This is a genomic window from Streptomyces virginiae, assembly GCF_041432505.1.
GTDB classification, from domain to species: Bacteria; Actinomycetota; Actinomycetes; order Streptomycetales; family Streptomycetaceae; genus Streptomyces; species Streptomyces virginiae_A.
The window spans coordinates 779,674-805,963 of the sequence record NZ_CP107871.1 but is presented as its reverse complement, the minus strand read 5'-3'; the positions used below and the strand labels follow the sequence as shown (position 1 = coordinate 805,963).

The following is a 26,290-nucleotide window of genomic DNA, read 5'->3' as shown; positions in this document are numbered from 1 at the left end:
TCAGGCGGAAGGCCCCGCCGCCGCGGACAGCAGTACGTCCACGAGCCGGTCCGCGGCGTCCGGCCGCCCGTAGGCACGGGCCCGCGCGGCCATCGCGGTCCGCCCGGCGGGGTCGGTCAGCAGCGGACCGACCGCCTCCGCGAGGGACCGGCCGGTGACCTCACCGAGCAGGGCCACCGCGGCGCCCGCATCCGCCAGGTGCCGCGCGTTGTGCGCCTGCTCGTTCCCGGCCGAGGTGGCCAGCGGCACGAACACCGCGGGCTTGCCCAGCGCGGTCAGCTCGGCCAGCGTCCCCGCTCCGGACCGGGACACCACCACGTCGGCGAGCGCCAGTACGTCCGGCAGCTCCGGCCCGACGAAGCCCGTCAGGTGGTACCGGCCCGCGAGGAACGGATCGAGAGCCGCGGCGGCGGACCGCAGCTCGTCGACGTTGGCGGGGCCGCACTGGTGGATCACGTTCGCGTGGCCCAGCAGCCACGGAAGCACCTCCCGCACCACGTTGTTGATCTGCTGGGCGCCCTGCGCCCCGCCGGTGACGTAGACCGTGGGAAGACGCCGGTCGAACCCCGTCAGATTCAGCGTGTGCACCGCCTTGTCGGGGTGCCCGGTCAGGATCTCGGGCCGCACCGGGTTCCCGGTGACCACGGCCCGGTCGCGCACCTCGGCCGGCAGCAGCGGGAGCGACGACTCGGAGGACACGGCGATCCGGGTCGCCGAGCCGGCAAGCTTCCGGTTCGCCAGCCCCAGGCGGACCGTCTGCTCGTGCAGGACCAGCGGGCGCTTGCACAACCGGGCGGCCAGGCCGGCCGGAACGGCCACGTACCCGCCCGTCGCCAGGACCACGTCCGGCTGGAACTCGGACACGATCGTTCGGGCCTGGGCCACTCCGAGCGGCACCCGCGCCATGTCCTTGACGTTCGCCGCCGAGAGCATCTTCAGGGGGTTCGCCGATCGGCGGATCTTCCCCGTGGCGACCGTCCGGAACGCGATGCCCTCGGCCGGGGCGACCCGCGCCTCCAGACCGTCCGCGGTTCCGATCCACAGCACGTCGAGCGTGGCGCCTTCGGCCGCGAGGCGGCCACGCAACGTGCGGACCGCTGTCAGAGCAGGGTAGGTGTGACCGCCGGTCCCCCCGCCCGTGACGAGCAGGCGGAAGGGACGGGGGTGCGAGGAAGCGTCCATCCGGTCACCCTACTGTCCGGTCCGTCAGCGACCTCCGATCGGGTGGGTGCACCGACGCAAGAGCCCCCGACCGGCTCGTCGGCGCGGCCCCCAAGGCGGTCGGAATTCGCCCGGACAGCCCAACGGGCGCGGCCCTGGGCGGACGCCTACGCTGAAACGGCAACCCGCCGACACGCCCCTGGTCCCGCGGTCAGGGCCGGCGCGGCCGGCTCAGTTCAGCACCGAAAGGCGGTTCCGACATGGCCACCAGGTCCGACGCTCCCGTTCTCGACACGCTCGCCGCGATGACCATCGACTCCATCGAGCACTGCGGCATGGACGAGAAGACACTCATCACCACGCGCATCGCCGCCCTCGTCGCCATGGACGCCCCGGCCATCTCCTACCTCGCCCACATCAGCCCCGCGGTCAAGGCCGACTTCACCGTCGAGCAGCTGCAGGACGTGCTCGTCGCGATCGCCCCCGTGGTGGGCACCGCGCGTGTCATGTCGGCCGCCGGCCACATCGCCCAGGCGTTCGGCGTGGCCATAGCGATGCTCGAAAGCGAAGCCGAAGCCATGGCCAACGCTGAATCCGAGAGCCGCCACAAGGCGTCCTGAACCCCTCCCCGGCCGGACCTGCGCGCCTCCCGGCCGGGCTCCCGAAGACCGGGCGGCGCGGAGCCCGACCGAGGCCGTACTGTTCGTTTGCAGGCCCCGTCGGCCGCCGGCGGGGCCGAAGGCCCGACCCGATCACAAGGCACAGTTCATGGAGGCCAGGTCAACCGTGTGGACCGAAGCCGTTGCGGCCCTGCCCGGCACGACCCTCTTCCAACCTCCGGTAGCGGAGCCGGCCCTGCTCCGCTGCGCGACGGTACTCGGCCACGCGCTACCCACGGACCTCACCGCCCTGCTGCGCGAGAGCGACGGCATCGAGGACGAGTACGGTGACGGGCTCATCTGGTCCGCCGAACAGATCACGGCCGAGAACCGGAACCTCCGTGGGGACGCCGAGTTCAGCACCTTGTACATGCCGTTCGACCCGCTGCTCTTCTTCGCGGACGCGGGGAACGGAGACCTGTTCGCGCTCCTGGCCAGGATCGACCGGCCCGATGTCTTCGTCTGGAACCACGAGGACGACAGCCGCACCTGGGTGGCACCGAGGCTGGCCACCTACCTCGAATGGCGGCTGACAGGGAAGATCGAGCTGTAGCACCGCATTGCCCCGCACCGCCCCTGCCGATCGGCCGCGCGGGCGCGTTCCCGAGGCCCGGGTGACGGACGGGGCGACCATGCGTTGTTCCGGGCATGACCGAAGACCTGCTGGACGTCCTCCTCGACGGAGTCACCGAACCACGCCTGAAACTGCTGAGCGGGGACGAGGCGAGAGCTTTGATGGTCCTCCTCGGCGTCCTCGACGACGACGCGCAGCCAGAAGAGGTCCGTCGGGCCGCCCGGGAGATGCGCTTCCGTATCGCGTCCCGCCTGGCACTGCCGCTGTAGGGAAGGGCGTAGGAAGGGGGGCGGGCCCATGAAGGGAGGGGCTGACGTGTCAGCGGCTTGTCAGCGACCTGTCAGGGGGGCCGGGGATCGTCGTGGTCATCGAGAACGACGACATCCGATCAGGAGAACCCCATGAACGCCGCAACCACCCCGCACCCGCAGGGCGAGATGTCCCGCACCGAACCGGCCGAGTTCGTGGAGCAGGCCGCCAGGGCGTTCGGCATACCCGGCGTCACCGTCGGCGTGTGGGCGGACGGCCGCGAGACCTTCGTGAGTCACGGCGTGACCAGCCTCGACAACCCGCTGCCCGTCGACGAGCACACGCTGTTCCAGGTGGGCTCCGCAACGAAGACGTTCACCACGGTGGCGCTGATGCGGCTGGTCGCCGACGGTCGTGTCGATCTGGACGTGCCGGTGCGCCGATAGGTGCCCGAGCTCGTCCTCGCGGATGAGAAGGCCGCGGACACGATCACCGTCATGAACCTGCTCAACCACACCTCGGGCCTGGGCTGGAACATCGTCGTCGACACCGGCGACGGGGACGATGCCCTGGCCGCTTTCGTGGGGAAGCTGGCCGACCTGGAGGTCATCGGCCGGCCGGGTGCCCGGGCCTCCTACAGCCAGGCCGCGTACAACCTGCTCGGGCGCGTCCTGGAGAACGTGACGGGTCTGACGTACGAGAAGGCCGTCTCCTCGCTCCTGTTCGAGCCGCTGGGACTGGCGAACAGCTTCTTCGGCACCGCCGACGTCATGACCCGCCGATTCGCCGTGGGCCACAACGCCGACGAGGACGGCAACCTCGCCGTCGCGAAGGAATGGCGGCTCACCCGGGCCAACAACCCCGGCGGGGGTCTCGCGTCCACGGCGTCCGACGTCCTGGCCTGGGCGCGGTTCCAGCTCGGCGACGGGCTCAGCGAGAACGGGGAGCGACTGCTGCCGGCCGAACTGCTGCACCGGATGCGGGAGCAGACGGTCGAGCTGCGCGGCAGCAATCTCGGCGACGGCTTCGGCATCTGCTGGTTCCTCCGGGACGTGGACGGCCTGCGGACGATCGAGCACGGCGGGTCGGCCAACGGCCAGTTCATCGAGCTGCTGATCGCGCCCGAACGCAACTTCGCCGTCGTCGCCATGTCCAACGCCGGCCCGAACGGCATCCCCTTCAACCGGGCCGCCGTCCGCTGGGCCTTGGAGCACTACCTCGGTGTCGTCGACAAGGACCCGGAGCCGCTGCCGTACGACGCGGTGCGGGCCGGGGAGGTCGTCGGGGCCTTCGACAACGACGTCATGACGCTCACCGTCGCCGACGACGAAGCGGCGCTGACCATCGCGGTCACCATCAAGCCGGAGGTCCGCGCATCGGCCGACTTCGAGATGCCGGCGGACTACGAGCCGGCCGCGCTGGGCCTGCTGCCCGGCGACGGCGACGAGTTCATCGTCACCGCCGGCGGGCTGCGGGGACAGCGCGGCTTCTTCACCCGCGACGCGAGCGGCACCGTCGTCGGCATCGACCTCGGCGGCCGGATCTTCAACCGGGTCCCCAGCTCCTCCGCGTGACCGCGTGACCGCGTGACCGCGTGATCGGAAAGAGGCGATCAGCTGCAGTCCCACATGAACCGGCCTTCGAGATGATCGGAGCTGAGGAAAAGGAAGCCGCTTCCGTAGCCGAAGTTGAGGAAGAACGGGTCGTCCTCCGCCTCACCCCGATCCTGGAACTGGCAGAGGAACAGCCAGCCGGGGTCGATGCCGAAGGCCTGGTGGTTGGGGTAGAGGGCCTCGCCTCCCAGAAGTCCTCGGGCCACTGGCCATCAGGGACTTCGACGTCCGGCCCCTCACCCCGCAGGTACCGGGCGAAGGCGGCGGCCTGGTTCGCGGCCTCGTCGAGTTCCGGCGGTATCGGAGTCAGGTCCGTCAGCCACTCGACGGGAACCTCCTCCTCGTCAGGACCCCACCGCCACAGGGTTCGCCCCCGAGTGCCGGGGGCACCGACCGACGCGAAGGACGGTATCCGCCCACCCGGCTGAACCAGAACGACGGCCTCGCCGTCCTCCGGTGCGGTGCCGGCCATGTCCATGCCCTCCTCGTGCAGGAACAGGTACGCGAGGCGCACCTCGTCCCCCGGAACCCGGAACTGGCCGATGAACACCAGCGGCTCGCCCGAACGCGGATGCACCGGCCAGGCCGGTCCGTCCAGCCAGACCGGCTGCCCGCCGAACTTCGACACCGGTTCCGTGACCGGCTCGCGCGCAGCCCGGAAGGACATACGCACTCGCGGCAGGAAGGCCGCGTCGTAGGGGCCCGTGGCCCGGCCCGTCGGCTCGGAGATCATGCTTCCGACGCTACGGCACCCCACCGACAGCGCCCGGCCCGGGCGGTCTGCCCTGTTCGGGCAGGGCACGGATCGTGCGGCGGATGCGAGATCGGTGGCGATCCGGCACCCCGAGTGGCAGCTCAGGCCGCTCGGTCGCGGCCCACATCCTGGTCGGCCACGATCCGTATCCCATCCATCCACCCGCCCTAGGACGCTCCGGCAGGCGGTTCCGGGTGGGCCGTCACCAGCTCCGGTTCAAGGCCCTGGGCGGGCGTGGTGCGGGGGCGGCCGATGTCGCCGCGCCACGCCTCGAAGGCCAAGGTGGTGGCGGTGACCACGGCGAGGCCGAGCAGCCAGCCGCCGACCACGTCGCTCACCCAGTGCACACCGAGCGCGACCCGCGTGCCGCCGACGCCGAGCACCGCGACCACGGCGAGCGCCCAGGCCGGTAGGCGCCACGCACGCGGCACCAGGGGGAGCAGGACCAGCAGCAGTACGGCGCAGGAGGTGGTGGCCGTCATGGCGTGCCCGGAGGGGAAGGAGAAACCGGGCGCGTGGGACACCGGATCGGGCAGGTGCGGCCGGGCGCGCTCGACCGTGTGCTTCGCCAGCAGGCCCACCAGGCCTCCCGCGACGGCGGTCACGGCCGCCCAGGCGGCCAGCCGTAGCGCCCGGCGCCACAGCAGCCACACCACCACCGCGGCCACCAACAGCCGCATGGTCAGCGGCCCCCAGGCGACGTGCGTGAGGAATTCGAGCACCCGGACCCAGGCGGGGTGGTCCAGTGCGGTGCGGTGCAGCCACTCGGCGGCGCCTTGGTCGAGCCGGCGCAGCGGCGGCCACCGCGACTCCACGAGGACCAGCGCGAGGGAGAAGGGCACGGCCGCCAGCGCGGTCGCGGCCACGGTCGCCACCAGCCGCATGCCGAACCGGGCGTCGGGCCCGGTCCGCCCGGACACCAGTCGTGCGAGCAGCCGCCGAGGCCGGGAGCGGGGTCGGGTTCGGGGTCGGTCGGATCGCTCCGTCATGGTCGGTGGGGTTCCTTTCTCCGTGCGGTGGGGCAGGGGCCGGCCGGCCCGTGGGGTCGTGCCTCAGATCCCCGGGTCCGCCGTGACCGGCTCGACCACGCCCGCCCGTACGGCTTCCAGCTGGGCGGCGAAGGACAGGCCCAGGAAAAGGGCGAGTGAGGTGAGGTAGGACCACAGGATCAGTGCCATGAACGCGCTGAGCGGCCCGTACACGGTGGTGAAGGAGCTGTCGGCCCCGACGTACAGGCTCAGCGCCCACGTCGCGCCGAGCCACAGCACCAGGTGCACGGCGGCCCCGAACGCGAGCCAGGTGTAGCCCGGCTGGGTGCGGCGCGGGGAGCGGCGGAAGATGGCACTGGTGGCCACCACGGCCAGCAGGATGCCCACCGGCCAGCGCAGTACGTCCCACGCCCGGTGCGTGGTCGGTCCCAGGTGGTACACCTCCGTCATCGCCAGGCTCAGGTCGGAGCCGAGCACGGTGACCGAGAAGGCGAGCCCGAGGGGCAGCCCCGCCGACAGCGCCATCACCAGCCCACGGGTGTACTTGCGCAGGAAGGGACGGTCGCGCTCCACGCCGTAGATCCGGTTCGCGCCCCGCTCGACCTGGCACATGCCGGTGGTGACGTTGGCGATCGAGAACAACAGCCCCAGCCAGAGGGCCACCTCGCCGCCGTCCCCGGCCTGGCGGTGGCTCTCCCGCAGGGCGTCGTCCACGACGTCCTGGCTGGGACCGCTGACGAGCCGACGGATCGTCAGCTCCGCGATCCGGCCGATGTCCTCGGTGTGCAGTACGCCGGACAGGCCGATGAGCGCGATGGCGAGCGGCAGTATCGCGAGGACCGTCTGGAGGGCGAGGGCCCGGGAGTGGCTGAACCCGTCGGCGTACCGGAACCGTACGAAGGAGTCCCGTACGAGGTTCCACCCGCCGTGGCGGCGCAGCGCGGCCCACGCCTCCTCGGCGGAGAGCTCCTCGCCCTGGATCCGCAACTCGGCCTCGGCGGCCTTCACTTCGCTGCGCTGCGGTACGCGTGTGGCGGTGCCCATGTCAGCGCACCCCGTCCGGTCGGCCGGTCCGCGCGGGTGGGCGGGCCGTGACGCGCGCCCCGCCGGGCTCCTCGGCCCCGTCGGCCGCCCGGACCGGCCCGGCTGCGGCGACCTGCTCGGCCGGCCCGCGTACGGGCAGGCAGACGCGCAACGCGCCCGGCTCGACCTCGGCGGTCAGGCGGGTCCCGGCGGCGAAGGCGTCGCCGTCGAGCTCGCGCGGCTGAGGTCGGGCGAAGCGCAGGTCGATCCGCTCGGCGCTGAAGTACTCCAACGCCCCGCGCGCCGCCCGCCGCTCCTGGCCGCCGGTCAGGCGCGGCCCGGACGCCCGCGTCGCAGGCCGGGTCAGGAGGTGCCGGGCCGCCGCGAGCCAGCCCGCGACACCCCGCGGATCGAGGAGCACCACCTCCAGCCGACCGCTGTCGGGGCGGGCGTCCGGCAGGAGGGGCAGCCCGCCCTGCAGGGAGCCGACGTTGCCGACGACGACCATGCGGGCCCGCCGCTCCAACGGGGCGCCCCCGTCGAGCCGGACCGACAGCCGCATCCGGGGATCTCCGAGGTGGCGCAGGGCGGAGAGTACGTACGCGGCCCAGCCCAGGCGCCGCTTGAGCCGGGCGGAGGCGTCCCGGACCATGGCGGCGTCGAACCCGGCCCCGGCCATGACCGTGAACCGGGTCGGCGCGAGTCCGTCACCGTGGATCCGGCCCAGGTCGATCCCGACGGTCGTCCCGGCCAGGGCCTCCCGCAGGGCCGTGTCGGGATCGGCGGGCAGCCGCAGGTTGCGGGCCAGGAGGTTCCCGGTCCCGCAGGGGACGATCGCCAGCGGGATCCCGCCGCCGGACAGCACGTCGGCGCAGGCCCGTACCGTGCCGTCGCCTCCGCAGACCACCACCAGGGCGGTGTCCGCCTCGGCCACGCGGGCGGCGAGTGCGCCCGCCGGCTCCTCGGCGGTGGTCGAGGTCCACACCTGGTCCGTGCAGCCGTGGCCGCGTAGGAGGGCCCGCACCCGGGCGGCCGTGCCGTCATCGCAGCCGTGCGGGTGGCGGACCACCACGGTCCGGCCCGGGCCGGCGGGAGCGGCGGGAGCGGCGGTGGGTATCCGGGTGGCGGTGTGGGCGGCCCCGGTGTCGTCCGGGCGGGTCCGGGGCGCGGGGAGGCCCGTCGAGGCCCTCGTACCGGGCGTGGACCAGAACAGCGCGTACGCCATCACCAGCAGGGTGCACCCGCCGTTCAGCAGCCCCACCACGACGTCCGAGGGGTGGTGCATACCCCGGTACACCCGGGAGACCGCCACCGCCGTGGGGACCAGCAGGAGCAGGCCCACCACCAGGGCCCGCCGGGCACCGCTCAACCGCCAGGCCGCGAGCACGGCCAGTCCGCCGAAGAGCGCCGTGGCGGCCCCGACGTGCCCGGAGGGGAAGCTGGAGGTCGGCGGCGCCGCGTCCAGGTGCGGCACATCGGGCCGGGCACGCCCCACCACCACGGTGACGAGCAGGAAAACCGCGGACTGGGCGGCCACGGACCCGGCGAGGAACGCGGCGTTCCGCCACCGGCGGACGCGGGGCACCCCGGGCACGAGCAGCAGGGCCAGCACGGCGACCAGCGTCAGCGTGACGATGCTCTCGGTGGCGGCCAGCCGCGACATCCCCGCCGAGACCGCCGTGACGAGAGTCTCGCGCCGGTCCGCCAAGGCCCGGTTCACACCGTCCTCCACCGAGAGCGGCCACCGGCCGGCCAGCGGCCCGGTCACCAACAATCCCAGACCGGCGACCGAGGCTGCCTGCAAGGGCAGCAGCAGGAGGAGGAGGCCGGATCTCACGCCTGCGGAGTGTGCGTTGCTCATTGACGCCGTGTTACCCGCAACGGCTCGGTCATGCGTCCCGCCGACACCGCGCCCCGGGCGAGCCCCGGTCGGGGGCGCACAGGAATTTGCCTGGATGGAAGGGCGGGGTTTGGGCAACAGCGGGCCATGGCCGTTCTACGAAAGCTCGCCCGCCCTCTCCTCGCCGTCCCGTTCGTCACGGGCGGCCTACGCACCCTGCACCGCCCCGAGACCGTCGCGGAAGGGGCCCGACCCGTCATCCAGGAGGTCGGGAAGCGCATCCCGGCCCTCGCCGGAGATCCGCTCCAGCTGGTGCGCGTCGCCGGCACGATCCAGGCCGCGGCGGGACTGATGTTCGCGACCGGGCGCGCACCGCGCCTGAGCGCGCTCACGCTCGCCGCCACGCTCGTGCCGACCTCCCTCACCACGCATGCCTTCTGGACGGTGGAGGACCCACAGGAGCGCGCGCGGCAGCGCGCCCACTTCCTGACCGACCTCTCCACGCTGGGAGCGCTCCTCATCGCAGCCGTGGACACCCACGGCAAGCCCTCACTCGTCTTCCGCTCCCGGCACGCGTTCGACCACCGGCATCCGGTGGCTGCCGTCCGCCGCCCCGTCGAGGCAGCCGCGGCGCGCACGGTCCACCGCGCCAAGGGGGTGGCCGACTCCCTCACCGACTCCCTCACCGGCTCCCGCTGAGGCGGGCCGAACGGCCGCTCCGCTCCGGTCTCCCCGGCCGGCAGCGCCACCCGGCGCACGACCTCCGGGTCCTGGCCACCACCACCGATCCGGCACCCGACCGAACGGCGAGGAGAACCCCATGGCAGACGCCCGTGGCAACGCCCTACGGATACCCGTCGGCCCGTTGCTCCGCCCGAGCACGCTTCGCCCGCGCCACCTGGCGGAGATCCTGGCCGGCGTCGCCCGGAGCGCCCGGCGCCGCAGGCGACCCGGTATCGCCCCCACCTGTGCGGGCGCCGCCGAGCACCGCTCCTTCTCCGACGCGGAGATCGGTTCCGGAGCGGATGCCACGGGTGAGCCGCGCTGCCGGGACGCGGACACCACTGCGGGCGTCGCCGCGGGCCGCCGCGAGCGGGCCCACGCGGCGGTCGCTTCCCGTACCGCAGGCCCCGAAGACCTGGCGGCCCTGCTCGCCATGCTGGATCTGCGGACCGGGCCGGACGAGGGGCCGCGCCCCGGGGACGACTGAGGGCCGCCGATCTCAGCGGCAGGAACGGCTCGTGACGTGCGCTTCCGGCGGAACCCGTGTCGCCTGCCGGCATCGTCGACCCGACGTCCAGGATGATCGAGACGCATCAGGTGGAGAGCCGACAGAGGAGTAGGGATGCAGCTGCGGGACGTCCAGCTCGGCGATGTGGATGCCTACGTGCGCATGCGGTGCGACCCGGCCATGATGATCGATCTCGGTGGGCCGCTTCCGCGCGAAGGCATGGAGGACAAGGTCCGTCGCGACGTTCGGAGCGCGGAGTCGGGTGCGCAGTGGATCAAGATGATCGTTCTCGACGAGGCGGATCCTGCGGTGGCGGCGGGCACCGTGACGCTCTGGTCCCACTCGGAGGACGGCGAGGAGATATCCGAGATCGGCTGGATGGTGCTGCCGGAGTTCAAGGGGCGTGGCGTGGGCAGGCGGGCGGTACGGGCACTGCTGGAGCGTGCCCGGGACGACGGCCGGTGGGGACTCGTGCACGCGTTTCCGGCGGTGACGAATGACCCTTCGAACGGCATATGCCGTTCACTGGGATTCCAGCTCCTGGAAGAGCGGGACGTGACCTTCGCGGACCGAGTCCTGAGGACGAACCATTGGCGCGTCGATCCCCGTGCGGCGCTGAGCTGAGGACCGCACCGCGCCCGACCCCGGTGGGGCGTGCGGTACGGCCGAGACCCCTGCCCGGTCCCGGGTAGGGGTTCGGCAGGGGGAGGCTGGTCGGCGATGTGGGTGAGGGTGGGTTACGCCTTGGGGGCCGGGGCCGGGGCCGGGGCGGGTGCGGGTGCGGGCTTGTCGGTCTTGTGTTCGCAGTAGACCTTGCCTTGGTAGAACTTGCAGCCGGGCATGTTCTCGACGTCGCGGACCTTGTTCTTGCCGCCCTGGTGCTTCTGGTTCTTCTTGCTCTTGTTCTTGCCCTTGTCGTTGGTGTGTCGCTTGTTGTCCCGGTGGTCCTTCGTGGTGTGGTTCTCGACCTGTCCGGCGGCGTGCGTGGTCGTGCCTGCGGTGGTGGTCGTGGCGGCGAAGGCGCTGGTGGGGATCAGTACGCCACCTCCGACGATCGTGGCGGAGACGGCGATCATCGCGAAACGCTGCTTGCGGGAGGTGCGGACCATCGGAATGACTCCTTGTTCGGGGCGGGGGAGAGGGTTCGTTTTCCGGAGAATGTCGGGCGATATGCCCGGTTTGTTCTCTGGTTAAAAGACTGACCCCGGACCTTCATGAAGCTGTCCGCCGACTGTCACAGGCGCGTGACAGGCCCCATCCCCCCGCGCGCAGGAGCCGAGTGGCATCGGGTGGTGATGCGGAAAAGTCGCTGGTGGTCGCGTTGTGCCGGCAGTTGAATGTCCTGATGAGTGGCTACTGAACGCCTGCCCATCAGGCAGTGGAGCACGAGGACGCCGAGACCTTGGCCCGGCATGGAGCCGGCACGTCGGTACGGTCACCACTTCGCGTTGAGCTTGCTGAGCGCCCACCTGGCGAAGCGAGGCGTCGACGACAGATGAGGGCGCAGGTGCGGGAGGCCTCGGCACCGCTGCCTGATACGGCTCCCACAGCGGTCGGCCGTGCCCCCGCAGTGTCGGTTCCGGGCTGCCTTCCGATACGCCGTTCGGGTCGCCCCTGGCCGATCGGGGTGTTCCGGGCGCTTGCGTCCGTCGTTCCCGGGCGATGATCCCTTGCGGTCCATGTCGGTGTCCGACCGTCCTCCGACTCCGGCTGCCTCAGGCCGCAGGGTTCGGCGGCCATTCCTGAAAGGCCCCCGCTGTGCGCGCTTACGTCATCGACGCCTTCGGCGACACCCCCGCCCTTCGGGAAGTCCCCGTTCCGGACCCCGGGCCGGGCGAGGTGCAGATCAGGGTTCGTGCGGCGGGAGTCAACCCGCTCGACTTCAAGACGGCCGGCGGAGAGCTGGCCGGCTCGGGAGCCGAGTTCTCCTTCCCCCTCACCCTCGGCTTCGACGTGGCAGGCATGGTGACCGCGGCCGGTGAGGGTGCCGACTTCGCCGTCGGAGACGAGGTGTTCGGCCTCGTGTGGCCGCGCTCCTTCGAGCACGGCTCCTTCGCCGAATACATGACCGCCCCCCGGCAGGCGGCGCTCGCACACCGCCCCGATGGCCTGGACCCCGTGGCCGCCGCGGCGCTGCCGATGACCGGCGGGACCGCACAGAGCGCGGTGGACTGGCTCGGCCTGACCGAGGGCGAAAAGCTCCTGGTGGTCGGTGCGACCGGCGGCGTGGGCTCCTACGCGCTACAGATGGCCACCGACCGCGGCGCCCACGTCATCGCCGTCGCGTCCGCCGCGGACCACGCATACGCCCGCTCCCTGGGCGCGGCCGAGACCATCGATCACCGCACCACCGACGTCGCGGACGCGGTCCGCGCCGCCCACCCCGACGGCATCGACGCCGTGATCGACCTCGCCGACGACGCCGAGACCGTCTCCACCCGTATCGCACCTCTGCTGCGCGATGGCGGCCGGCTGCTCAGCACGGTCTTCGCCACCGACCCCGACGCTCTCGCGGCCCGGGGCATCAGGGCGGTGAACTTCGCCTACCAGGCCACCGGCGAGGACATGGCGCGCCTGGCCACCGGGGTGACGGCGGGCGGCCTGCGCGTCGCCGAGACCCGCAACTACCCCCTCGCCTCCATCGACGAGGCCCGCACCGCCCTCCTGAACGGGCACGTCCGCGGCAAACTCGTCATCACGACCTGACAGCCGCCGGGCCGAAGAAGATGTCTCGGCGGACCGCAAGATCAGATAGCTTGGCGGCCATGGGTGAGCTGATGGTGATCAGGCACGGCCAGACCGAGTGGAGCTTGTCGGGGCGGCACGCCGGACGTACCGACGTCGCTCTGACCGAAGCGGGCGAGGCCGCAGCCGGTGCTCTAGGCCGTCTCTTTCGGATCTTGCCGGGCCCGGCCCGCCCGGCACGGCACCTCATCCCCCAGACTCCGTCCGGGGGGACCCCCAGGTTGTCGGGGCACTCGAGTACGTCCAGTACACGAGCGCCCCTCCGCCTTGCGATGCACCGCACCGGACGACCCGGGCTCACCCGACAAGATCCGAAAGAGACGGCCTAGCTCCGAGGCTGGCCCACCGCCGTCTGGTTGCCGAGTTCAGTAGCCCGTCGGGCCGCGCCATGCGGACCGCCGAGCTCGCCGGCCTGACAGGCGCCGAGCCCGATCCAGACCTGTTGGAGTGGGACTACGGCGGCTACGAAGGGCTGACCGCCGAGCAGATCCGCGAGGCGAGGCCAGGCTGGGACCTGTGGCGCGACGGCGTCATTCCCGGTGACGCCGACCACCCCGGCGAAGAGCTCGCGCAGGTGGCCGCACGCACGGACGCGGTGCTGGACCGCATCCGTCCGCTGTTGCGCGAGGGCGATGTGGCCGTGGTCGCGCACGGCCACCTGGCACGCGTGCTCACCGCGCGTTGGCTCGGCCTCGACCCGTCCGCGAGCCGACTGCTCGGCCACCCGCATCCGGGCACTCTCAGCGTCCTGGCCACAGAGGACGGGCACCCCGTCATCTCCGCCTGGAACGTCCCGTAGGCAAGGCCGCCGCCTCATGTCCGACGCCCGGCCGCGTGCCGGCCCCGCACAGAAGAGTGCCGGAGCCGCGCGATGGACGCGGCTCCGGCAGTCGGCCCCGGGGGAAGGGCCGTTCGGGGGAGCGGTGGTGGATGCGCCACAGGATGGGCGCATCCCCGCTCGGGGTCAGCTCGCCGAACCGTCGAGCTCGCTGTCGGGGGTCCAGGACCCGTGGATGCCCGCGGTGACGCGCCGCGGCAGGTGGACGGTGGCGATCCGGTCGAGGCCCGAGGCATCGAGGACCAGCAGCTGCGAGGCGTCCTGCTTGAGGTCGGAGACGACGCTCAGGAGGTAGCCGTCGTCCTCGCCGGTGGCGCCGGCCGCGGGGACGAAGACCGCCTCGCTCGGCAGCCGGGCGTCGCCCACCTGGTGGATGCGCCGCGCGCCCGTGGTGCGGTCGTACTTGACGATGCCGTAGCCGCCGAAGCCCTTCTCGTCGGGGAAGGAGATGGCGTACTGGTAGCGGTTCTCAGCGCCGAGGTAGTCCTCGTTGAGGGTGGGGAATTCGACCGCGAGGTCGTCGATGATCTGCTCGTCCACGGTGCCGGCGGACAGGTCGATCACCCATCGGCGGGTGTAGGAACGGGTGTTGGGCTCGCTGCCGCGCCCCGGGGCGCCGACCCACCAGTTCCAGGAGAGCTGGAAGGCCTCCCGGTCGACGGTGGGGCCCTCCAGGACGATGCGGCCCTCGCCGTCCTCGTAGGCGTTGGAGACGTGGAGCATGTTGCCCGGCTCGATGGAGAACCAGCGGGTGTGGCGGGCGCCGCCCTCGCCGCGGGGCATGACGCCGATGCGGGAGGGCTGGTGGTCGCTCCAGCTGTACGGGATGCCCGAGTGCTCGGTGGGGTCGAAGGTGACGTTGCCCTCGATGAAGACGACGTGGCGGCGGGTGATGGCGAAGTCGTGCTTGAGGGAGGCGGTCGCTCCGGGAACCTCGGCGCTGTGGGTGATGGAGCCCTTGGCGTCGGCGACGTAGTGGTTCAGGAACGGCGGGAAGGGCGAGGAGCCGAAGAAGTGGAGCTCGCCGGTGACCGGGTCCTCCTTGGGGTGTGCGGTCATCGCGCCGCGCAGCTTGCCGTCGAAGTCGTAGGCGCCGACGGTGTCGAGGTCGGGGGTGAGTTCGAAGGGGAGGTTGGCCTCGCACAGGGCGAGGAGGCGTCCGGCGTGTTCGATGACATGGGTGCCGGCGGTGCTGGCGGTCAGGTCGGGGCCGCGTTCGGTCATGTACGGGGCGCCTTCGAGGGCGGGGGTGTGGACCCAGCGGTTGCGGTACCACTCGGCGCGGCCGTCGCGCAGGCGGATGCCGTGGACCATGCCGCTGCCCTTGAACCAGTGGGTGGGGGTGACACCGGGCTTGGGGTTGTGGCCGTTGCGCAGAAGCCGGCCGGTCAGCTCCGGCGGCAGGGAGCCCTCGACGGTCAGGTCGGTCGCGGAGATCTCGTCGGCGACGGGGGTGTAGTGGCCGGTCAGGTACGGCGGGGTGGTCGTCATGGCGAAAATCCCTTTCGTGGATGCGGGGACGGGTCGATCGGTGGACACGTGCGTGCGTGGGGGCATGGAGGTGATGTGCGGTCAGACGGGCTGTTCCGCACGGTTCTTGAGGTGGGAGAGCCAGCCTTCGAGGGAGTCGTGGAGAGCCTTGCCGAGTTCGTCGACCTCGGCGTCGACGGGTTCTCCGCTCCAGGACTCCTCGGTGTGGACGACGACACCGGCGTCGGACTGCTCGAAGGCCCATACGTGGACGCCGACGATGCCCTCGACGGTCCCGCCCCACACGATCCGCTTCCCCGGGACCAGCTCGCGCACGGTGGAGGTGATGTCCAGGCCGTGGGTGAGCCAGCGGAAGGAACGGCCGGTAAGAAGCGGTCCGTCGACCGCCGACCGGTCGATGTCCGTGTTCCAGGTCGGCCAGGCCGCGACATCGGTGTGCAGCGCCCACACGGTCGAGAGCGGGGCGTCGATCACGGTGCTCAGGCGGACGATCACGGGGGCGGTTTCGTCGATGGTGACCATGGCTGTACTTCCTGTCTGGATGAGATGTGTCGGTGCTGCGGCTGCGGTTGTGGCTGATTCATCGGTCCAGCGGGACCGGTGGGAGCGGAGAGGTTCCCGGGTCGGCGCCGGCCGGTCGGGCGGTGGTGCCGGTCGCCGTACGCGCGCCGGGACGGCGGGTCAGGAACAGGGCGAGGAGCGCGGTGGCGGCCAGGACGGCGGCGGAGACGGTGAAGGCCGTCTGGTAGCCGGCGGTGAGGGCGTCCAGAGGCGGCCGGTCGGTGGACGCGTGGGCGGTGACGGAGCCGGCCAGGGTGGCGAGCGTGGCTAGGCCGATGGCGCCGCCGACCTGTCGGGTGGTGTTCACCAGTCCGCCGGCGAGACCCGCGTCCTCACGCGGTACGCCGTCCACCGCGAGCGCGGTCAGCTGGACGAAGGCGATGCTCAGGCCCAGGCCGATCAGGATGCTCGGCCCGAGGACATCGACGAGGTAGGTCCCGTCCGGCCGCATCCATGACAGCCACAACAGACCGGCGGCCTCGGTCAGCAGCGCCGCAGTGACGGTCGCGGTGGCTCCGACGACTCGGGCGATCCGCGGAGCGAGAGCGGAGCCGATCATATGGGCCACGGCGAGCGGGAGTTGTCCCACCCCGGTGAGCAAGGGGCCGGACCCGAGCACCTGTTGCTGGTAGAGCGGCAGGAAGAAGAACAAGGCGATCCATACGGACCCCAGCAGCGCCATCAGCAGATTGCCCGCGGCGACCCGGCCGGCGCGGAGCAGCCGCGGCGGTACGAGCGCGTTCGGCCGGCGGCGCTCGATCACGCAGAAGGCCAGGAGCAGCACGGCGGCGGCGCCGAGGGAGCCCAGCACCCGGGCGTCGGTCCAGCCGGCGCCGCGTGCCGTGGTCAGCCCCCACACCAGGGAGGTCAGGGCGAGCGTGACGGTGACGGTGCCCAGCAGGTCGAACCGGCCTTGTTTCGTCGCGCCCTGCAGTTCGCCCTGCCGTCCGGTCTCCGCTTTGGTGTCCCGTGGTACCAGCGCGACCACGGCGGCCAGTACCACCGCCGATCCGAGAGCCACCGAGTGGAAGATCCAGGGCCAGCCCCACGCCTGGGTGAGCACACCGCCCAGCAGCACTCCGCCGGCCGCTCCCGCGCCGGAGACCGCACCCCACACGCCCAGCGCCCTACCGCGCCCCGGACCGGGCGGGAACCGGTCCATCACCAGGGCGAGCGCGGCCGGGGCGATCGCGGCGGCGCCCACACCCTGCACCGCCCGGGCGGTGATCAGCACGCCGGAGGAGCTGGTCAGTCCGGCCGCCGCCGAAGCCAGTGCGAACAGGGCGAGCCCGCCGACCAGCACCCGGCGGCGGCCCAGGAGATCGGCCACCCGGCCGCCCGCCAGGAGCAGTGCCCCGAACGCCAGGCCGTAGGCGTTGACCACCCAGGTGGTCCCGCCGTCCGAGAGGCTCGCCCCCGCGCGGATCTGCGGCAGCGCCACATTGACGATCGAGGTGGCGAGCATGACGGTGAACTGGGCCGCGGCGAGCGCGGCCAGCACCGCTCCCGGCCCGGGGGCCCGGCCTGGTGCCCGGCCCGTCTGAGTGAGTGCAACGTTCATGCCGCACAGACTCGACGCGGACGCTGTCCACTATCCAGGCCCGACAGGACCGGCCACTGTCCACTCCTGTCCACACCTGTCCACCGGGCCGGCACCGGGCCGGCACCGACACCGGCACCGGCCCGACCGGACACCGGGCACGGCACCCGGCCGCGCCGGCGGTGCGCGTCCGTCCACCGTCGCTACCGCGGGTCGTGCAACTCCTGCTGCCACAAGGCCTCACAGAGCAGATCCAGGCCCTGGCGCAGATGGCGGCGGTAGGTGCCGTACGGGAGACCCAGGCGGCGGGCAGCGGCCTCCTGGGTGGGCGCGCCGGAGAAGTAGCCGGCCGTCAGGGCCTCGCGGGCGCGCACCCCGCGCGGGTCGAGCCCCAGTTCGTCGACCGCCCCGCGCAGCAGGGCACGCAATTCCCCGACAGGACTGTCGAAGTCGGCCGCGAGACGGGACCGCATCAGCGCGCAGGCGGAGAACGCGTCCGCGTCACGCCAGTGGGCCAGCGCCTCGCGCACGGCCTGGTCGAACGCGGTGCGCGACACGGGCGACGGCCCGGACGGGGCAGCCGGCGCCTCGGTGGCCGATATGAAACGCATGAGCCATGTCTCCACGGGCAGTTGACGCCAGTCGACGCCGAACAGCCCGTACGTGTGAGCGCCGACCCGCGGCCGCGCCCCCGTGTCCACCAGCGTGCCCTTGACCCGCGCTGCCCACGTCTCGGCGTCCTGGAACACGGCGAACCCGTACGCGCGTCCGCGGGCGCGGGCCGCCTCCGCCTGGGCCCGGGAACTGCTCAGGTCGATGACCCGGGAGGGCACCTGGTACTGCTCGGGGTAGATCGAGAAACGGCTGACGCCGATGTGCTCACCGGGGCTGACCGGGTCGGTGTCCTCGGTGTACCGCCAGGCCGCGGCGACAACGGGATCGGTGGCCAGGTCCTGGGCATCGGGAGGGTACGGCAGGACCAGTCGCGCCGTGAACGCCACGATCCGGCCCGTGCCCACGAGCCGGTACACGCTGAACGACTCCGGCTGACGCCGCGCCCAGTAGCGGACCAGGTCCGCCGAGGCGGCCCCTTCCGTCTCGGTGGCCATGCGCAGGATGACATCGATGTCGTCCGGGTGCAGCGGACGGTCGTGGACCTCGTCCTCGCGGGACCAGGAGCGCAGCCGGGCCAGCGTCGCGCCTTCCCGGAACAGGTAGAAGAGATCGTCGGTGACGGTCCACACCCGTTCCTCCGGCGCCTCGCGCAGGATGCGCAGGTACTCGTCCGCCAGGCGCCGGCGCATCGCCTCGAAGGCGTTGGGCGCCCGCCAGCGCAGGTCGGCGGCCAGCGTCTCGCGCGCCGCGTCGTGCGGGTACAACCCCCGCAGGCTGGACTCCATGAAGGGCAGGTCGCGCAGCCAGGAGAAGAGCGGATGCACGTCCTCCCCGGGGAGTACCGCGGCCAGCAGCTCCTCGGACGTCGAGTGGGCCTGCGCCGCCACCTCCAGGGCGCGACGGTGGGACGCCGTGGGCACCTCCCCGATCAGCCCCGCGAGCAGGGTGCGGAGCACGTCTGCCGTGGGTGCCCAGATCTCCTCCCGGCCGCAGCCCTCCGACCCGGCGGCGGCCGCCAGCGACAGCGCGAGCGGGTTGCCCCCGGCGAAGCGCAGCACCCGGTCCCGCAGCTCGGGCCGGATCTGCGCCGCCACCAGCAGGCTCCGGGCCTGCTCCGCGGAGAACGGCTCCAGCTCGCTCACGTGCAGGAGCCGGGACCAGGCCGGATCGGCGGCCCACTGCGGCTGCGGAGCCCGCCGGCCCCCTAGGACGACCAGGGTGTCGTCCGCGGCACGCGGCAGGAAGTGGTGCCACAGCCAGCTCTCCAGCCACTGGCAGTGCTCGAACGAGTCCACGAACAGGACCGTGCCCGGCACGTCCAGGAACGGCCCGGCGGCGTGCTCGAAATCGGCCGGGTCGCGGCTGACGAAGCGGCCGTCGAGTTCGACGAGCAGCCGGCCGGCGGCCCGGGCGTGGTCCGCCAGCCGCCGCAGCAGCGTCGACTTCCCGATGCCGCCCGGCCCGTACACGTAGAACGCGAACGGTGCCTGCGGATCACCCGCCAACGCCTCGCCGAATCGCTCCAGTTCCTCGCCCCGGCCGACGAACGCCTGTACGCGCGCCCTGCTCAGTCTTTCCCCCACGGACACCATGGTGGGTCCTCCTTCGTTGCGGCGGTGGACAGCGGTTGCGGGTGGCCGGGAACGGTCGCGGACACCCTGGGCCTGCGCGAAGTCGATTTCCACGCACGCCCGTTCATGTCACTTGACGAGGCCGAGGTTCCCGTCATCGGCGTGCCCGGTGACCAGGAGCGTGGTCTCCTCGACGCGCCGGAAGCGGCCGTCGGCGGCCAGCAGGGCGAAGAGGTAGACCTCGGTACGGGAGGTGTGGCCGTCCTCGTGGACGAGGGTGACGGTGTGGCGGTCGGCGTAGCGCGTCCCGTCACGGAGTTCGTCGTGGACCTCGATGTGCCCGCTGCGGATCAAGGAACGCAGGCGTGTCATGTGCTGGGTGAAGGACGCGCGGTCGCTCCACACGCCGTTGGTGCGCTGGCGGTAGTCAGGGGTGAAGTGCCGGTCGATGGCTTCGGTGAGGTCGAGGCCGGGGGTGAACAGCAGATCGTCGATGGCTCGGGTGATGTCGGTCGATGTCATGGTCGTCTTCGCCTGAGAGTGGGGGGTGTACGGGGGAAGTCCCGGGGAGGGACGGTCGTGCGGCGGTCAGGTACGGCGGTCACGTACGTCGGTCACGCGCGTACGTGTCGCGTCAGCGGACGGGGGTGAAGTCCAGCGACAGCGCGACCGGACCCCGGGTGTAGAGGCCGGTCTCCTGGTACCGGAAGCCGGGGCTGTAGTGGACCCGGTCGAGCAGGGGCAGGAGCATCCCCGCGACGGTCTCCAGCTCGGCGCGCGCGAAGGCGGTGCCGACGCATTGGTGGAGTCCGGTACCGAAGGCCAGGTGCTGGGCGGCAGCGGTGAAGGAGCGGGCGGTGCCCAGGTCCGAGCGGTGGATGTCGAAGGTGTCCGGCGCGGTGAAGGCGTCGGGGTCGCGGTTGGCCGCGCCGATCATGCAGAAGACGGTGGCGCCCGCCGGGACGGTGGTGCCGGCGAACTCGGCGTCCTTCTCCGCCTGGCGGGGAATGAGCTGGACCGGCGGGGTGTAGCGCAGGGTCTCGGCGATCGCGGCGCCCAGCAGATCCGGATCCCGGCGGACCTGCGCCATCTGCTCGGGATGGTCGATGAGGTGCTTGAAGAGCAGGGCGAGGGTCTTGTCCGCGGGCTCGGTGGCGGCCACCAGAACGTTGATGATCAGTGCGGTGACCTCGCGACCGGTCATCGCGACGCCGTCGAACTCGGCGGTGCACAGCTGGGAGATCAGGTCGTCGCCGGGATCGCGGCGCCGCTGTTCGATGACCGGGAGGAGATAGGCCTCCAAGCGCTCGGCTTGGTCGACGCAGTGGCGGCGGCGCTCGGGGGTGAGGTTCAGGCCGGTGATGAACTCGGCCACCCCGCTGTGCCAGGCGGCCACCTGCTGCCAGTCCTTCCGGTCCAGTCCCAGGACGTCGAGGGTCACGTGCATGCCGAACGGCTTGCCGAAGTCGTTGACCAGGTCCACCCGGCCCAGGGAGAGGAACGGGGCGATGAGCTCGGCGGCGTTGGCGTGGATGACGCGTATCTGGTCCTGGAGAGCCGATCCGGTGAAGGCCCGGACGACGATTCTTCGTTTGGCGGTGTGCTCGGCCCCGGTCATCTGGGCGAGGACGCGCCCACGCATCACCGGCTCGGCGCGCACCTGCAGATTCTGGGTGGTGAACAGCTCATGGTCGGTCAGCACCCGTTTCACGTCCTCGTGGCGGGAGACGAAGTAGCTGTCGATCGCCGGTTCGTAATGCACCGGTCTCTGCTCCCGCAGTTGTGCGAAAAAGCGATCGGGACCAGCGGCGAAGTCCTCGGAAAAGATGCTGAAATCGGTATCGACCACGGACATGGGGGAAGGCCTCTCGAACTGCGCGACGCACGGAAGGAACGAGAGCGGGGGTCGGCGAGAGCCCCCGCCCTGGTCCTGGCCGAAGGGGTTCCGGCCGGGACGGCCGCCTGTGTCTCTCGCGTGCGCGGGAGAACGAGCAGGTGGGCGGTCCGGCCTGCAAGACGCGCGAACGCCGTTATGGGTTGCGCCGGTTGGAGGGACTTCGCCTCCGGCCATTGGGTCGAAAACGGCGCAAGATCCGCAGCTCAGGATGCCAGACCGGAGGCCTGAGGGGTCGTGGTCGCATGGGGAGGGAGAGATTTCTTGAGCGTGTCTGCACAAACGGCGTTTATGGTGAGCCTTGTTCGAAAACGACCCCGAAAGGACATGTCTTGAACGCCTCGGCAGGCATATCGACGACCGGCGAGAAGCAGGAGAAGCCGGGATGGGGATTGCCCTCGACGCTGTTCGCGGTGCTGTCCCTCGTACTCCGCCTGACCGAAGTCCGGTCCTGGTGGGCCGTCCTCTGGGCGCCGCTGCTCCTGCTCGCCGTCGGCACCACGGCGTACGCATGGCGGGCGACGGCCCGCGTCCGGTGGCGCATAGGTCCCATGGAGTGGGTGTTCCTGGTCGTCACCCACCTCGGCCTGATGCTGTCCCTGGCCAGGGTCCTCGGTTGGCGGCCCTGATGAAGGTGCCGCCGCCCGATCCTTCCGTACCGGTCCAGGCGGTGTGCGTACGCCGTCGGCCGGTCCAGGTGTTCGTTCCGTTGCTGCGGGCGGCGATGTCGCCGTAGGAGGCGGTGGCACTGCGCTACCACCAGCGGACCGGGTACCGGGCGGCTCCCCGGCGTACGCGGGACGCCGCGAAACCGCCGATCACGAGGACCACGGTGGCCCCGAGCAGCAGGGGGACGAACCGTCCGGGAGCCGGGGTCTGCAGCACGACCACGACCGCGGTGGCGCAGGCGGGTGAGTGCGGGGTCCGGGCGAGCGTGGTCGCGGCGAACGTCAGTCCTCCGGCCAGCGCCGCACTCCAAGGGTTGCTCTGCCACAGCGCGAGGGCCACGTACCCGGCGGCGGCGCCCAGCAGGTGCGCGACGACGACGCTCCGGGGCTGGGCCATCGGGAGCGTGGGGGCGCTGTGCAGGACCCCGGCGCTCGCGGCGAGGGACGGTATCAGGACCGGCTCGCTGATCATCGCCCCGATGGCCGCGAGCGCCAGCAGGACGGCGGTGACCGCGCCGACCCCGTGCAGGCCCGCCGCCGCGCCGCGCCAGGCCGGATACCGGTACCCGCGCCTCTTCGGGAGCGGTACGTCGTCATGCGGCGCCTCGGGGCCGGGCACGCGCCGGCGGGGCAGCACGGAGTCAGCGGTCACTGGGGCGGCTCCTGGCACGGCGGCGGTCCACGGATCGGGTCGGGGTGCGACGGGAGGACCCGCGCACCGCCCGCCACCCTGCACCGCCGGTCTGTCACCGGCCTACAACGCCTGCGTATCGGCTGCCGTCGGGGAGTCGATACGCATCCGGCCGGCGCATGCCCTTGGATGGGGCCGTACACGGACGGATCGACGACCAGCTCCCGGAGACCGGTATGAGGAAGATCAAGGCGCAGCTGTTCATGTCGCTCGACGGTGTCGTCGAGGCGCCCGACCAGTGGCACTTCCCCTACTTCGACGAGGACATGGGGGCGGCCGTCGACGCGACCCTCGGCAGGGCCGACACGCTGCTTCTCGGGCGCCGGACCTACGACAGCTTCGCGGGCGCCTGGCCGGGCCGGGAAGCGGCCGGTGGGGAGGACGCCCCGTTCGCCGAGGTGCTCGGCGACGCCCGCAAGATCGTGGTGTCGAACAGTCGGCTCGACTTCACCTGGCGGAACTCCGAACAGCTCGTCGGCGACCTCACCACAGCGGTCGCCGCGCTCAAGAACGAGCCGGCCACGGACACCCCCGTCTGGATCAGCGGCTCGGTCTCCGTCGTACGCCAACTCGTGGCCGCCGGCCTCCTGGACGAACTGAACCTCCTGCTGCACCCGATCGCCGTACGCAACGGCATGCGCCTGTTCGAGGAGGACGCACCGGCGATCCCGCTGGAGCTGCTGTCCGCCGCCACCTTCCGGACCGGCGTACTGAACCTCACCTACGCCGTGGCCACCGCACCGGGCGAGGGCACGTACGAGGACGCCAAGACCCACCTGCCCCAGCACTAGGCCGTCTCTTTCGGATCTTGCCGGGCCCGGCCCGCCCGGCACGGCACCTCATCCCCCAGACTCCGTCCGGGGGGACCCCCAGGTTGTCGGGGCACTCCAGTACGTCCAGTACACGAGGGCCCCTCCGCCTTGCGATGCTTCCCCTCGGCCCTGGCGGGCCTGGGGAGACCCCATGGCACCGGACGACCCGGGCTCACCCGACAAGATCCGAAAGAGACGGCCTAGGGCGAGGTCACCCGGAGAGCTCGGCCTGCCACTGTCGTGGCCACTGCCCCGACGGCGGTGGAGCTCCCCCTATCCCCAGGTCGCTCCGTGCGCTCTCGTAGAAGGCGTCGCGTGCCGCACTCGCGAGCCGATGTGCCTTGGTCCACCTCTCGCCGTCGACCGTGCCCTCCCGCACCAGCAGCTCCACGGTCCAGATCGTCTCGTGCCAGTGCCGTGCCGCCGCGATCGTCGCCGCGTCCCCGACGAGCAGGACGGACTCCCACTCCGTCGCCCGGTGGGACTCCGCGTCGGCGAGCATCGGCAGGCCCTCCGCCGGCGCCAACGGGTCCGCCACGTCGGCGAATCCGAGCGAGGCGCCGATGCGCTGGGTGACGCGGAGCTGCGCCTTGAGGGCGTTGGCGTAGCGGCCGTACGTCTCGAAGCGCTTCTCGTCCCACCGCTCCTGCCGCTGCCGCGTCCACCGCCGACGCTCGGTCAGGGTCTGCACGGCGTAGGAGCCGAGCGAACCGACCACGACGCCTATCAGAGCGGGCAGTTGATCGAGCAACGCCACAGTTCCTCCCCCGAACCGGTTCCCCTGCCGCCGCACGACAGCCGCGCCGCGGCAGTCAGTCCTACCCACCTTCCGGTCGGTTCGTGCCTCCCGGCCCGGACCGGAGTACCGGGGCGGGTGGGCGTCGACCGTAGGGTGGCCGGATCCGACCGAGGAGGACCCGCATGGCGAGCATCGTGATCGCGCAGACGACCGTGGACGACGAGACGAAGGCGTACGAGATCGCGCGGGCCGCGGTGGAGGCCCGGCTCGCGGCCGGTGCGCACATCGACGCCCGGATGACCACCTTCTACTGGTGGAAGGACGCGGTGCAGCACGAGCGGGAGTACCGGATCTCCTTCAAGACGACCGCGGATAAGGCCACCGAACTGCAGGCGTGGGTCCACGAGCGGCACCCGTACGAGGTGCCGCAGTGGATCGTGCTCCCGACCGTCGGAACCTCCCAGGAGTACCTGGCGTGGGTGGAGAAGGAGACCACGACCGGGTAACCCCCGCCCCGCCCCCGTCCCCGCCCCGACCTGCCCCGCCCCTGCCGCCGGCGCGAAAAATACCCGCGCACCGGCGGCAGGCTCGCACTAGGGTGAGCCGCATGAACGTCACCGGCCCCAGCACCACCGCGACCGCGCGAGCGACCAGCTCGCCGGTTGCCGCCGCCTGACCTTCCACCTCTCCCCGGCGACCGGACAACGGTCCGTCGGTTGTGCCGTGGCGCCCTCGCCCCCGGTCGGAGACTGCACGGTCCCGTTCTCCGGTGCCTCCCCCGCGCGATGCGAAGGAGCAGTCACCCCATGAACCACCACACCACCACCGAGCAGTTGGCCGGCACGTTCGTCGAGTACTTCGAAGAACGCGAGCACCGCCGCATCGTCGGCTCGACGCTGCTGCCACCACCCGGCGACCCCGTACTCTTCACCACCTCCGGCATGCACCCCCTCACCCCGTACCTGGAGGGCCGCCCCCACCCACTGGGCCGCCGCCTGGTCAACGTCCAGCGCTGTCTGCGCACCACGGACCTGGAGGAGGTCGGCGACGCCACCCACCTGACGGTCTTCGAGATGCTCGGCACCTGGTCGCTGGGCGACTACGACGGCCCCCGCAGCCTCGACTGGGGGTACGGGCTCCTCACCGAGGGGCTCGGCATCGATCCCGGCCGGCTGTACGCCACCGTGTACGCCGGCGACGACCGGACCGGGCCCGACACCGCTTCCCTGGAGCTGTGGCAGGACCGCGGCGTCCCCGTGGAACCCACCGTGGAGGACAACTGGTGGTCCAACGGGCCCGTCGGACCGTGCGGTCCCGACTCGGAGATCTTCCTCTGGAGCGGCGACGGCCCGCCCGAGTCGACGCCCACCCGCGACGACCGCTGGGTGGAGGTGTGGAACCACGTGACGATGACCCACCGCCGGCTCGACGACGGTTCCCTGGTGCCGCTGCCCCAGCGCAACGTGGACACCGGCCTCGGCCTGGAGCGGCTCGCCTCCCTCCTCCAGGGCAAGCCGTCCGTGTTCGAGTGCGACGTCTTCGACCCGTGGCGCAGCCTCGTACCGGCCCTGTGGCCCCTGGACGAACGGTCGTTGCGCGTGGTCTGCGACCACCTGCGCTCGGCCGTCGTGGTCCTCGGCGACGGTGTGCGCCCGGCCAACACCGGGCAGGGCTACGTCCTGCGACGCCTGGTGCGACGGATGCTCACGCTGCTGTGGCGCGACGACCCCTCGCGTAGCCTCGGGGACCTGCCGGACGAACTGGTCCGGCACACCCTGGACCACTTCCGGCAGGACATGGACCCCGGCGACGTACTCCCGATCCTGTGCGAGGAGGAGCGCCGGTTCCGCCGGCTGCTGGAACGCGGGCGGCAGGTGCTCGCCCGAACCCGGTTCCGCGGCCCACTGACCGAGGAGGACTTCCACTACCTCCACGACACCCACGGGCTGCCCCGCGAGCTGGTCACCAGCCTGCGTCAGGAGTGACCACACGGGTGCGGACCGTGTTCCCCGCGAGGCCCACCGGAGCGGTG

The 26,290-nt window shown here is 71.9% G+C and carries 27 protein-coding genes and 1 pseudogene; 14 read left to right on the top strand and 14 right to left on the bottom strand.

Annotated features, from left to right (window positions below; translation table 11 throughout):
• Positions 1-1,182, bottom strand: coding sequence for a UDP-N-acetylglucosamine--N-acetylmuramyl-(pentapeptide) pyrophosphoryl-undecaprenol N-acetylglucosamine transferase (locus OG624_RS03865; protein ID WP_033224892.1), 1,182 nt, complete (start codon positions 1,180-1,182; stop codon positions 1-3).
• 239 nt (positions 1,183-1,421) lie between these two features.
• On the opposite strand from OG624_RS03865, the gene OG624_RS03860 reads away from it, so the two are divergent.
• From OG624_RS03860 to OG624_RS03845, 4 genes and pseudogenes are all read left to right on the top strand, one after another.
• Positions 1,422-1,781: a hypothetical protein gene (locus OG624_RS03860; RefSeq protein ID WP_030732855.1), complete on the top strand. Its 360-nt coding sequence runs from the start codon at positions 1,422-1,424 to the stop codon at positions 1,779-1,781.
• Between the two features lie 148 nt (positions 1,782-1,929).
• Positions 1,930-2,373, top strand: coding sequence for an SMI1/KNR4 family protein (locus OG624_RS03855; RefSeq protein ID WP_078909609.1), 444 nt, complete (start codon positions 1,930-1,932; stop codon positions 2,371-2,373).
• A 95-nt stretch (positions 2,374-2,468) separates the two neighbouring features.
• Complete coding sequence (locus OG624_RS03850) at positions 2,469-2,663, top strand: hypothetical protein (protein WP_161289656.1); 195 nt, start codon at positions 2,469-2,471, stop codon at positions 2,661-2,663.
• A 132-nt stretch (positions 2,664-2,795) separates the two neighbouring features.
• Positions 2,796-4,217: pseudogene (locus OG624_RS03845) on the top strand (serine hydrolase domain-containing protein).
• Positions 4,218-4,255: 38 nt separating this feature from the next.
• On the opposite strand, the gene OG624_RS03840 reads toward OG624_RS03845, so the two are convergent.
• From OG624_RS03840 to OG624_RS03825, 4 genes are all read right to left on the bottom strand, one after another.
• The gene (locus OG624_RS03840; RefSeq protein WP_371639074.1) at positions 4,256-4,462 is read right to left on the bottom strand and encodes a hypothetical protein; all 207 of its coding nucleotides are present in this window, start codon (positions 4,460-4,462) and stop codon (positions 4,256-4,258) included.
• Positions 4,463-5,177: 715 nt separating this feature from the next.
• A complete protein-coding gene (locus OG624_RS03835; RefSeq protein ID WP_237545353.1) occupies positions 5,178-5,894 on the bottom strand; it encodes a phosphatase PAP2 family protein in 717 nt (238 codons plus the stop codon).
• A gap of 168 nt (positions 5,895-6,062) precedes the next feature.
• Entirely contained in the window at positions 6,063-7,043 is a 981-nt protein-coding gene (locus OG624_RS03830) for a YihY/virulence factor BrkB family protein (RefSeq protein WP_033224898.1), read from the bottom strand.
• A gap of 1 nt (position 7,044) precedes the next feature.
• Positions 7,045-8,883, bottom strand: coding sequence for a diacylglycerol kinase family protein (locus tag OG624_RS03825; RefSeq protein ID WP_371639073.1), 1,839 nt, complete (start codon positions 8,881-8,883; stop codon positions 7,045-7,047).
• 126 nt (positions 8,884-9,009) lie between these two features.
• Between OG624_RS03825 and OG624_RS03820 the strand changes: the two genes are divergently transcribed.
• The 3 genes from OG624_RS03820 (at position 9,010) to OG624_RS03810 (ending at position 10,717) form a co-directional block, all read left to right on the top strand.
• The gene (locus OG624_RS03820) at positions 9,010-9,561 is read left to right on the top strand and encodes a DoxX family protein (RefSeq protein ID WP_051763727.1); all 552 of its coding nucleotides are present in this window, start codon (positions 9,010-9,012) and stop codon (positions 9,559-9,561) included.
• A gap of 121 nt (positions 9,562-9,682) precedes the next feature.
• On the top strand, positions 9,683-10,072 hold the full coding sequence (locus OG624_RS03815; RefSeq protein WP_352164714.1) for a hypothetical protein: 390 nt from the start codon (positions 9,683-9,685) through the stop codon (positions 10,070-10,072).
• Positions 10,073-10,207: 135 nt separating this feature from the next.
• A complete protein-coding gene (locus tag OG624_RS03810) occupies positions 10,208-10,717 on the top strand; it encodes a GNAT family N-acetyltransferase (RefSeq protein WP_371639072.1) in 510 nt (169 codons plus the stop codon).
• Positions 10,718-10,830: 113 nt separating this feature from the next.
• Here the strand turns inward: OG624_RS03810 and OG624_RS03805 are convergent, their stop codons facing one another.
• Positions 10,831-11,202: a hypothetical protein gene (locus OG624_RS03805; protein WP_371639071.1), complete on the bottom strand. Its 372-nt coding sequence runs from the start codon at positions 11,200-11,202 to the stop codon at positions 10,831-10,833.
• Positions 11,203-11,851: 649 nt separating this feature from the next.
• Between OG624_RS03805 and OG624_RS03800 the strand changes: the two genes are divergently transcribed.
• Genes OG624_RS03800 through OG624_RS03790 form a run of 3 tightly spaced genes read left to right on the top strand, consistent with a single transcriptional unit; the run spans position 11,852 to position 13,637 of the window.
• Positions 11,852-12,799, top strand: coding sequence for an NADP-dependent oxidoreductase (locus OG624_RS03800; protein WP_033221366.1), 948 nt, complete (start codon positions 11,852-11,854; stop codon positions 12,797-12,799).
• 20 nt (positions 12,800-12,819) lie between these two features.
• The gene (locus tag OG624_RS03795; protein WP_371639070.1) at positions 12,820-13,167 is read left to right on the top strand and encodes a histidine phosphatase family protein; all 348 of its coding nucleotides are present in this window, start codon (positions 12,820-12,822) and stop codon (positions 13,165-13,167) included.
• A gap of 8 nt (positions 13,168-13,175) precedes the next feature.
• On the top strand, positions 13,176-13,637 hold the full coding sequence (locus OG624_RS03790; RefSeq protein WP_371640830.1) for a histidine phosphatase family protein: 462 nt from the start codon (positions 13,176-13,178) through the stop codon (positions 13,635-13,637).
• Between the two features lie 165 nt (positions 13,638-13,802).
• On the opposite strand, the gene OG624_RS03785 is transcribed toward OG624_RS03790, so the two are convergent.
• From OG624_RS03785 to OG624_RS03760, 6 genes are all read right to left on the bottom strand, one after another.
• Positions 13,803-15,167 carry a carotenoid oxygenase family protein gene (locus tag OG624_RS03785; RefSeq protein WP_371639069.1) on the bottom strand — a complete coding sequence of 455 codons (1,365 nt, stop codon included), beginning with the start codon at positions 15,165-15,167 and terminating at the stop codon, positions 13,803-13,805.
• 81 nt (positions 15,168-15,248) lie between these two features.
• The gene (locus OG624_RS03780) at positions 15,249-15,689 is read right to left on the bottom strand and encodes an SRPBCC family protein (RefSeq protein ID WP_371639067.1); all 441 of its coding nucleotides are present in this window, start codon (positions 15,687-15,689) and stop codon (positions 15,249-15,251) included.
• Between the two features lie 58 nt (positions 15,690-15,747).
• Positions 15,748-17,289: an MFS transporter gene (locus OG624_RS03775; protein WP_371639066.1), complete on the bottom strand. Its 1,542-nt coding sequence runs from the start codon at positions 17,287-17,289 to the stop codon at positions 15,748-15,750.
• Positions 17,290-17,471: 182 nt separating this feature from the next.
• Positions 17,472-19,475: an AAA family ATPase gene (locus OG624_RS03770; RefSeq protein ID WP_051763345.1), complete on the bottom strand. Its 2,004-nt coding sequence runs from the start codon at positions 19,473-19,475 to the stop codon at positions 17,472-17,474.
• A 108-nt stretch (positions 19,476-19,583) separates the two neighbouring features.
• The gene (locus tag OG624_RS03765; RefSeq protein WP_033221360.1) at positions 19,584-19,976 is read right to left on the bottom strand and encodes a nuclear transport factor 2 family protein; all 393 of its coding nucleotides are present in this window, start codon (positions 19,974-19,976) and stop codon (positions 19,584-19,586) included.
• Between the two features lie 112 nt (positions 19,977-20,088).
• Positions 20,089-21,309 carry a cytochrome P450, cyclodipeptide synthase-associated gene (locus OG624_RS03760; protein ID WP_033221355.1) on the bottom strand — a complete coding sequence of 407 codons (1,221 nt, stop codon included), beginning with the start codon at positions 21,307-21,309 and terminating at the stop codon, positions 20,089-20,091.
• 371 nt (positions 21,310-21,680) lie between these two features.
• Between OG624_RS03760 and OG624_RS03755 the strand changes: the two genes are divergently transcribed.
• Complete coding sequence (locus OG624_RS03755; RefSeq protein WP_158711858.1) at positions 21,681-21,977, top strand: hypothetical protein; 297 nt, start codon at positions 21,681-21,683, stop codon at positions 21,975-21,977.
• 124 nt (positions 21,978-22,101) lie between these two features.
• On the opposite strand, the gene OG624_RS03750 is transcribed toward OG624_RS03755, so the two are convergent.
• Positions 22,102-22,668 (bottom strand): HPP family protein, encoded by a 567-nt coding sequence (locus tag OG624_RS03750; protein WP_244290818.1) that lies wholly within the window; start codon positions 22,666-22,668, stop codon positions 22,102-22,104.
• A gap of 215 nt (positions 22,669-22,883) precedes the next feature.
• Here OG624_RS03750 and OG624_RS03745 point away from each other — a divergent pair, with 215 nt between their 5' ends.
• Positions 22,884-23,498, top strand: a complete 615-nt coding sequence (locus tag OG624_RS03745; RefSeq protein WP_371587175.1) for a dihydrofolate reductase family protein — start codon at positions 22,884-22,886, stop codon at positions 23,496-23,498.
• A gap of 232 nt (positions 23,499-23,730) precedes the next feature.
• Here the strand turns inward: OG624_RS03745 and OG624_RS03740 are convergent, their stop codons facing one another.
• Positions 23,731-24,276 (bottom strand): hypothetical protein, encoded by a 546-nt coding sequence (locus OG624_RS03740; RefSeq protein ID WP_244290817.1) that lies wholly within the window; start codon positions 24,274-24,276, stop codon positions 23,731-23,733.
• Between the two features lie 164 nt (positions 24,277-24,440).
• On the opposite strand from OG624_RS03740, the gene cutA reads away from it, so the two are divergent.
• Together cutA and OG624_RS03730 are read left to right on the top strand one after the other, a co-directional pair.
• Positions 24,441-24,764, top strand: coding sequence for a divalent-cation tolerance protein CutA (cutA, locus tag OG624_RS03735; protein WP_033221349.1), 324 nt, complete (start codon positions 24,441-24,443; stop codon positions 24,762-24,764).
• Between the two features lie 300 nt (positions 24,765-25,064).
• The gene (locus OG624_RS03730) at positions 25,065-26,243 is read left to right on the top strand and encodes an alanine--tRNA ligase-related protein (RefSeq protein WP_033221347.1); all 1,179 of its coding nucleotides are present in this window, start codon (positions 25,065-25,067) and stop codon (positions 26,241-26,243) included.
• Positions 26,244-26,290: the final 47 nt, after the last annotated feature.

Coding starts and splice junctions, on each gene's coding strand:
- OG624_RS03770 (WP_051763345.1), bottom strand. CDS start 19,475: ATGGTGTCCGTGGGGGAAAGACTGAGCAGGGCGCGCGTACAGGCGTTC.
- OG624_RS03810 (WP_371639072.1), top strand. CDS start 10,208: ATGCAGCTGCGGGACGTCCAGCTCGGCGATGTGGATGCCTACGTGCGC.
- OG624_RS03855 (WP_078909609.1), top strand. CDS start 1,930: ATGGAGGCCAGGTCAACCGTGTGGACCGAAGCCGTTGCGGCCCTGCCC.
- OG624_RS03850 (WP_161289656.1), top strand. CDS start 2,469: ATGACCGAAGACCTGCTGGACGTCCTCCTCGACGGAGTCACCGAACCA.
- OG624_RS03820 (WP_051763727.1), top strand. CDS start 9,010: ATGGCCGTTCTACGAAAGCTCGCCCGCCCTCTCCTCGCCGTCCCGTTC.
- OG624_RS03775 (WP_371639066.1), bottom strand. CDS start 17,289: ATGAACGTTGCACTCACTCAGACGGGCCGGGCACCAGGCCGGGCCCCC.
- OG624_RS03795 (WP_371639070.1), top strand. CDS start 12,820: ATGTCTCGGCGGACCGCAAGATCAGATAGCTTGGCGGCCATGGGTGAG.
- OG624_RS03825 (WP_371639073.1), bottom strand. CDS start 8,883: ATGAGCAACGCACACTCCGCAGGCGTGAGATCCGGCCTCCTCCTCCTG.
- OG624_RS03860 (WP_030732855.1), top strand. CDS start 1,422: ATGGCCACCAGGTCCGACGCTCCCGTTCTCGACACGCTCGCCGCGATG.
- OG624_RS03765 (WP_033221360.1), bottom strand. CDS start 19,976: ATGACATCGACCGACATCACCCGAGCCATCGACGATCTGCTGTTCACC.
- OG624_RS03745 (WP_371587175.1), top strand. CDS start 22,884: ATGAGGAAGATCAAGGCGCAGCTGTTCATGTCGCTCGACGGTGTCGTC.
- OG624_RS03805 (WP_371639071.1), bottom strand. CDS start 11,202: ATGGTCCGCACCTCCCGCAAGCAGCGTTTCGCGATGATCGCCGTCTCC.
- OG624_RS03815 (WP_352164714.1), top strand. CDS start 9,683: ATGGCAGACGCCCGTGGCAACGCCCTACGGATACCCGTCGGCCCGTTG.
- OG624_RS03780 (WP_371639067.1), bottom strand. CDS start 15,689: ATGGTCACCATCGACGAAACCGCCCCCGTGATCGTCCGCCTGAGCACC.
- OG624_RS03730 (WP_033221347.1), top strand. CDS start 25,065: ATGAACCACCACACCACCACCGAGCAGTTGGCCGGCACGTTCGTCGAG.
- OG624_RS03760 (WP_033221355.1), bottom strand. CDS start 21,309: ATGTCCGTGGTCGATACCGATTTCAGCATCTTTTCCGAGGACTTCGCC.
- OG624_RS03835 (WP_237545353.1), bottom strand. CDS start 5,894: ATGCGGCTGGTGGCGACCGTGGCCGCGACCGCGCTGGCGGCCGTGCCC.
- OG624_RS03865 (WP_033224892.1), bottom strand. CDS start 1,182: ATGGACGCTTCCTCGCACCCCCGTCCCTTCCGCCTGCTCGTCACGGGC.
- OG624_RS03785 (WP_371639069.1), bottom strand. CDS start 15,167: ATGACGACCACCCCGCCGTACCTGACCGGCCACTACACCCCCGTCGCC.
- cutA (WP_033221349.1), top strand. CDS start 24,441: ATGGCGAGCATCGTGATCGCGCAGACGACCGTGGACGACGAGACGAAG.
- OG624_RS03830 (WP_033224898.1), bottom strand. CDS start 7,043: ATGGGCACCGCCACACGCGTACCGCAGCGCAGCGAAGTGAAGGCCGCC.